5 protein-coding genes are annotated in these 6,222 nt (G+C 63.4%); all 5 read left to right on the top strand.

Annotated elements, in window-relative coordinates; translation table 11 throughout:
• The first annotated feature begins 91 nt into the window (after window positions 1-91).
• Window positions 92-1,201 (top strand): type 2 periplasmic-binding domain-containing protein, encoded by a 1,110-nt coding sequence (locus ACESY8_RS01825; RefSeq protein ID WP_054339492.1) that lies wholly within the window; start codon window positions 92-94, stop codon window positions 1,199-1,201.
• A gap of 98 nt (window positions 1,202-1,299) precedes the next feature.
• On the top strand, window positions 1,300-1,752 hold the full coding sequence (locus ACESY8_RS01820; RefSeq protein WP_007491313.1) for a tripartite tricarboxylate transporter TctB family protein: 453 nt from the start codon (window positions 1,300-1,302) through the stop codon (window positions 1,750-1,752).
• 19 nt (window positions 1,753-1,771) lie between these two features.
• Window positions 1,772-3,286 (top strand): tripartite tricarboxylate transporter permease, encoded by a 1,515-nt coding sequence (locus tag ACESY8_RS01815; protein WP_055270643.1) that lies wholly within the window; start codon window positions 1,772-1,774, stop codon window positions 3,284-3,286.
• 83 nt (window positions 3,287-3,369) lie between these two features.
• Window positions 3,370-4,890 carry a galactarate dehydratase gene (garD, locus tag ACESY8_RS01810; protein WP_270513046.1) on the top strand — a complete coding sequence of 507 codons (1,521 nt, stop codon included), beginning with the start codon at window positions 3,370-3,372 and terminating at the stop codon, window positions 4,888-4,890.
• A 21-nt stretch (window positions 4,891-4,911) separates the two neighbouring features.
• Window positions 4,912-6,222 carry a nickel pincer cofactor-dependent isomerase, group 22 gene (locus ACESY8_RS01805; RefSeq protein ID WP_054339491.1) on the top strand — a complete coding sequence of 437 codons (1,311 nt, stop codon included), beginning with the start codon at window positions 4,912-4,914 and terminating at the stop codon, window positions 6,220-6,222.

Here is a 6,222-nt window from a genome sequence, read left to right as displayed (position 1 = left end):
TTCTAACAGCTTAGGCAACGATACGAAAAAAGACATGGCTGGCTGCCGTGCCTTTAACCGTAAATCTATTGTAATAGGAAGGAATTGAACAATGAAGTTCAGGAAATTGACGGCTCTGCTCCTTTCCGCCTCCATGGCAGTCGGCCTGCTGGCCGGCTGTGGCGGCACCCCCTCTAACACGGAAACCGACACTCCCTCCACCGGCGATCCCGGCACCGAGGCGACCGGCAGCGCCGCCTCCGGCGAGAGCAGCCTGAAGGGCAAGCGTGTCCGCGTGGTCATCGGCTCCACCTCCACCGGCGGCGACTCCTACATGATCGCCGACATGGTCACCCGCTATCTGGGCGAGGAGATGGGCTTCAACGGCAAGGTGGACGCCATCGGCAACGCCCAGGCGCTGGACACCATCTCCAAGGCCAAGGGCGACGGCACCACCATCATGATGTTCCACGACATGGCGTTCCTGAGCGTACTCTTCGGCGCGGTCAGTGAGGATTACGCCCTGGAGAACCTGACCGTCGGCCCCCGCATCGGCGTCAACCCCGGCGGCTGCTTTGTGGCCAAGGCCGACGCTCCCTACAACAACCTGAATGAGGCCGCCCAGTGGCTGGCCGATAACCCCGGCGAGGAGCTGCGGGTGAACATTGAGTCCGGCTCCGCCTCCCACCTGGACTTTGTGGTGTGGTATATGTGGGTTCAGGAGCAGTACGGCGACGAGGTGGCCAGCCGCATCAAGGCCCTGGTGGGCGGCACCACCGACGAAAAGAAGCAGCGCCTCTGGGACGGCAACACCGACATCATCTACGCCGACTATTCCTCCTGCGTGGAGTTCACCAAGGAGGGCGTGGACGCCCAGTTGGCCATGAAGCTCTTTGACACCTGCGGCAACCTGGAGGGCAGCGGCGTTATCTCCATGGCCGACGACGGCATCACCTTCAACGGCGAGCCCTTCGACTTCAACAAGGACTTCTTCATGCTCTTCCCCAAGGACATGGACGAGGGCATTCTGAATGAGATCGCCGCCGCCATGCAGAAGGTCTGTGAGAACCCCGATTTCCAGGCTGAGATGGCCGGCCTGCTCTACAGCGCCGTCACCGCCGAGGAGGCGGATCTGGAGGCCTCCCGCCAGTTCATCAGCGACAAGCGGGACATCGGCCAGGAGATCATCGACGTGGCCCCCGGCCTGGACGAGCTGACCTAATATCTGTTGGAGTGTCACCCCGTTGAAGCCCAGCCGGCGGTTGGCGCTTCAGCGGGGTGATATTCCGTGATACCACCCTGCGAAAGAGAGGTAATAAGATGCGTATCAATGTGGAGTATTCAACCCAGCACTGGATTTTCCCCATCATCACCATTGGAATTCTGGTGATTCTGGGCGTCCTGCTGATCGCCCTGGAGGGGCGGGCCCGGATCAAGGCGGGCAAGGGCTTTTTTGTCAAGCCCGGCCGCTTCTTCGTGGAACACTACGACAAGTTCAAATTCTGGGGTACGATCGCCCTGATGGTGGTCTACTTCTTCCTGCTGGACAAGCTGGGCTTTACCTTCTGGTCCATCATCTGCCTGTTCCTGTTCAACACCCTGTTTGCCAACAAGGCGCAGTTGAAAAACCCCAGGTACCACATCACCAGCCTGATCATCTCCGTGGTGGCCTGCCTGATTATCAGCGTTGTGTTCGGCACCGCGTTCGCCATCACCCTGCCCTCCGGTCTCCTCACCATTGAGATTCCGTCCCTGGGCTTCATTCTCTACTAAAGAAAGGCTGGTGTGATTCATGGGATTTGAACTGCCCTTCGTGATCGGCCCGGAGTACATCGCCGTGGCCCTGTTCGGCGTCGTCATCGGCATCATCTTCGGCGCCATCCCCGGTATGACGGCCACCATGGCCGTGGCCGTGTTCCTCCCCCTGACCTACGCCTACTCCATGGAGATGGCCCTCTATCTGCTGCTGGGCCTCTATGTGGGCGGCATCTCCGGCGGCCTGGTCCCCGCCATCCTCATCAACATTCCCGGCACCCCGTCGTCGGTGTGTACGACCTTCGACGGACACCCAATGGCCTTGCGGGGCGAGGGAGAACGCGCCCTGAAAATCGGCGTCACCTCCTCCTTCATGGGCGGCATGATCTCCCTGGTGGTGCTGGCCCTCTTCACCCCCATCCTGGCCGGCTGGGCCATCAAGTTCTCCGCTGTGGAGAAGTTCCTCATCATCCTCTTCGCCCTCACCGTCATCGCCGCCCTGTCCCGGGGCCAGATGCTCCGCGGCCTGTGGATCGGTATGCTGGGCGTGCTGGTAGCCATGATGAACCAGTTCTCCGTCAACAATGAATACCGCATGGTCCCTGAGTTCCTGGAGAGCCAGATGCAGAGCGGCTTCCAGCTCTTCCCCGTGCTCATCGGCCTGTTCGCCGTCTCCGAGATGCTCCAGCAGTGTGAGACTGGCATGCACGCCTCCTACAGCAAGGATGATACGCTGGAGGTCAAGAACAACGTCAAGTTCAGCCTTCTCCACGACTTCAAGGGGCAGATCATCAATGTGTTCCGCTCCGCCCTGCTGGGCACCTTCATGGGCATCCTGCCCGGTGTGGGCGGCTCCGCGGCCTCCCTGATCGCCTACTCCCAGGCCAAGAGCTGGTCCAAGCACCCCGAGCTGCTGGGCACCGGCGTGCCCGAGGGCCTGATCGCCTCTGAGACTTCCAACAACGGCCTGACCGGCGGCGCCCTGGTGCCCCTGCTGAGCCTGGGTATTCCCGGCGACTCCACCACCGCCGTCCTGATCGGCGCCTTCATGCTCCAGGGCATTCAGGTGGGCCCCCTGTTCATCACCAACAATCCGGTGATCTGGAACACCATTCTGGTGGCCCTGCTGTGCTGCAATATCCTGATGTACCTAGTCATGTTCTTCCCGGTGAAGCTGCTGGCGAAGATCGTCCTCATTCCCCAGGAGCGCCTGTACCCCGTGGTGCTCATGATGTGCACCGTGGGCGCCTACGCCACCCTCAACGGCCGCATGTTCGACGTGTGGTGCCTGCTGCTCTTCGGCATTGTGGGCCTTCTGATCAAGAAGTTCCACTTCCCCGTGTCCTGCTTCCTCATCGGCTTCATTCTGGGCGGCGACCTGGAGGACTACTTCATTCAGGTGCTCACCGCTTATAACGGCTCCCTGACCGGCCTGTTCGTGCGCCCCATGAGCTGGGTTATCTGGGCGCTGATCATCCTGTCCGTGGTCTACGCCGTTCTGGACAACCGCAAGGCCAAGCGCCAGGAGAAGGAGCTCTCCGGCAAGCAGTAATCATCATAACGCCTCGATGTCATTCCGTCCGGCGCGCCCCGCGCCCGGTGGAATAACATCGAGTCAAAAGGGAGTATTCGTCTATGAGTGCACCACTTTACATCAAGGTCAAGGACGCGGATAACGTGGCCATCGCGGTCCACGATATCCCCCGCGGCACCGAGATCATGCCCGGCGTCGTCACCCGTGAGGACATCCCCCAGGCCCACAAGATCGCCCTGACTGACATCCCCAAGGGGGGCGAGGTGGTCCGCTACGGCGTGGTGCTGGGCTGCGCCAAGGCTCCCATCCCCGTGGGGGCCTGGATCAACGAGCACATGCTGGACCTGCCTCAGTCCCCCGGCCTGGACGACATGCCCTACGGGACCAGCATCGTCCCAATGGAAGAGCTGCCCGATCCGCCCCGCAGAACCTGGATGGGCTACCGCAACAAAACCGGCCCCGCAGGCACCCGCAACCTGCTGGGCATTGTCACCACCGTCCAGTGCGCCGCCGGTGTGGTCAACGTGGCGGTGGAGCGCATCAAGCGGGAGCTGCTGCCCAAGTACCCCAATGTGGACGGCGTGGTGGCAGTGAACCACCCCTACGGCTGCGGCGTGGCCATTAAGGCCCGGGAGGCCCATATCCCCATCCGGGCGGTCACCAACCTCATCCGCCACCCCAACTTCGGCGGCGAATTGATGGTGGTGGGCCTGGGCTGTGAAAAGCTCACCTACGACATGGTGCTCCCCCCGGAGGACATCACCCCGGAGAACACCCTCACCCTCCAGGACTACCGGGGCCACGACGCCATGATGCAGGCCCTGATGGAGATGGCCGAGCGGAAGCTGAAACGGCTCAACGAGCGCCGCCGGGAGGAGCTGCCCCTCAGCGAGCTGCTCATCGGCATGCAGTGCGGCGGCTCCGACGCCTTCTCCGGCCTCACCGCCAACCCCAGCGCCGGCTACGCCGCCGACATGCTGGTGAAGGGCGGCGCCACCGTCCTGTTCAGCGAGGTCACCGAGGTGCGCGACGGAGTGCATCTGCTGGCCGCCCGCTGCCGCGACGCGGCCGCCCGGGACAAGCTGGCCGCCGAGATGAAGTGGTACGACGACTATCTGGACGCCGGCGGCGTGGACCGGGACGCCAACCCCACCCCCGGCAACAAGAAGGGCGGCCTGGCCAACATCGTGGAGAAGGCCATGGGCTCCATCGCCAAGTCGGGCACCGCCCCCATCGAGGAGGTGCTCTCCCCGGCGGAGAAGCCCCATAAGCACGGCCTGATCTACGCCGCCACTCCCGCCAGCGACATCGTCTGCGGGCCCTGCCAGTTGGCCAGCGGCATCGGGCTTCAGGTCTTTATGACCGGCCGGGGCACCCCCTACGGGCTGGCCGCCGCCCCGGTCATCAAGGTCTGTTCCCGCAACGAGATGAAGGAGCACTGGTTTGACCTCATCGACGTCAACGCCGGCCCCATCGCCACCGGCGAGAAGACCATCGCCGACGTGGGCGCCGAGCTGTTCCACCTGATTCTGGACGTGGCCAGCGGCGTGAAGAAGCCCTACTCCGACCAGTACGGCTTCCACAACGACCTGTGCATCTTCAATCCCGCGCCTATTACCTGACAAGAGAAAGGTCGGTTTGGTATGGAAATCAAACAGGGGGGCGTCGTCTCCCGTCTGCTGGCCGACGTGCCCATTCCCCGCATGTTCCGCGCCGAGCAGCTCTTCCCCCGGGAGCGCATTGCCCCCGCAGACATCCCCGCCGCCGTGGCGGGGGAGCTGTCCCGGGAGCCCTTCCGCTCCAAAATCCGGCCCGGCATGTCCATCGCCATCACGGCGGGCAGCCGGGGCATCGCCAACGTGGACCTCATCACCCGGTCCATCGTGGACTTTGTAAAGGCCAGGGGCGCCGTCCCCTTCATTGTGCCCGCCATGGGCAGCCACGGCGGCGCCACTGCCGAGGGGCAGTTGGAGGTGCTGGCCAGCTACGGCATCACCCCGGAGGCCATGGGCTGTGAGATCCGCAGCAGCATGGAGGTGGTGGAGCTGGGCGCCTCCGACACCGGCCTGCCGGTGTACCTGGACAAAAACGCCTATGAGGCCGACGGTATCATCGTCTCCTGCCGCCTCAAGCCCCACAACGCCTTCCGCGGCCCCTACGAGAGCGGGCCCTGCAAGATGCTCGCCGTGGGCCTGGGCAAGCAGAAGGGGGCCGAGCGGGTCCACTCCGACGGCATGGGCAAGATCGGGGCCAACATCCCCTCCATCGCCAAGGTCATTCTGGCCAGGGCCCCCATCCTCTTTGCCCTGCCCTGTATCGAGAACGCCTATGACGAGACCTGCCGCATCGAGGCCATCGACAGGGACGACATTCTCGCCCGGGAACCGGAGCTGCTCCAGTACGCCTTTGAGCGGATGCCCTCCCTGCTGGTGGGCGCCTGCGACGTGCTGGTGGTGGACGAGACGGGCAAGAACTACTCGGGCACCGGCGTGGACCCCAACATTACCGGCACCTTTTCCACCGAGTACGCCCACGGCGGGGTGGAGGTGCAGCGCACCTGCTTTCTCGATCTGAGCGCGGCCAGCCACGGTAACGCCCTGGGCGTGGGCCTGGCCAACGTGATCACAAAGCGGTTCTTTGACAAAATCGACACGGAAAAGATGTACCCCAACTGTCTCACCTCTACCGTCCTCACCTCCGCCCGCATCCCCTGCGTGGTGGCCAACGACAGGGAGGCTATTCAGATGTGTATCCGCACCTGCACCGGCATCGACCGCAACCGCGCCCGGATCATCCGCATCCCAAACAGCCTCCACATCGGCCGCATCATGCTCAGCGAGGCCTATTACAGGGACGTGAAGGCGGGTAAATGGCCCGGCGTGGCGGCCTGCTCTGAGCCCGAGCCGCTGGAATTTGACGGGGACGGGGCCCTTCTCACCCCCATCGAGGGGTAG

The sequence above is a fragment of the Clostridium sp. ATCC BAA-442 genome (genome assembly GCF_964239415.1).
Taxonomy (GTDB): Bacteria; Bacillota; Clostridia; order Oscillospirales; family Oscillospiraceae; genus Flavonifractor; species Flavonifractor plautii.
The sequence above is the reverse complement of the archived record's forward strand: the minus strand, read 5'-3'. Positions and strand labels throughout refer to the sequence as shown.

Excerpts from the sequence above, each read along its gene's own strand:
- ACESY8_RS01815 (WP_055270643.1), top strand. The coding sequence starts at position 1,772 with ATGGGATTTGAACTGCCCTTCGTGATCGGCCCGGAGTACATCGCCGTG.
- ACESY8_RS01825 (WP_054339492.1), top strand. The coding sequence starts at position 92 with ATGAAGTTCAGGAAATTGACGGCTCTGCTCCTTTCCGCCTCCATGGCA.
- ACESY8_RS01805 (WP_054339491.1), top strand. The coding sequence starts at position 4,912 with ATGGAAATCAAACAGGGGGGCGTCGTCTCCCGTCTGCTGGCCGACGTG.
- garD (WP_270513046.1), top strand. The coding sequence starts at position 3,370 with ATGAGTGCACCACTTTACATCAAGGTCAAGGACGCGGATAACGTGGCC.
- ACESY8_RS01820 (WP_007491313.1), top strand. The coding sequence starts at position 1,300 with ATGCGTATCAATGTGGAGTATTCAACCCAGCACTGGATTTTCCCCATC.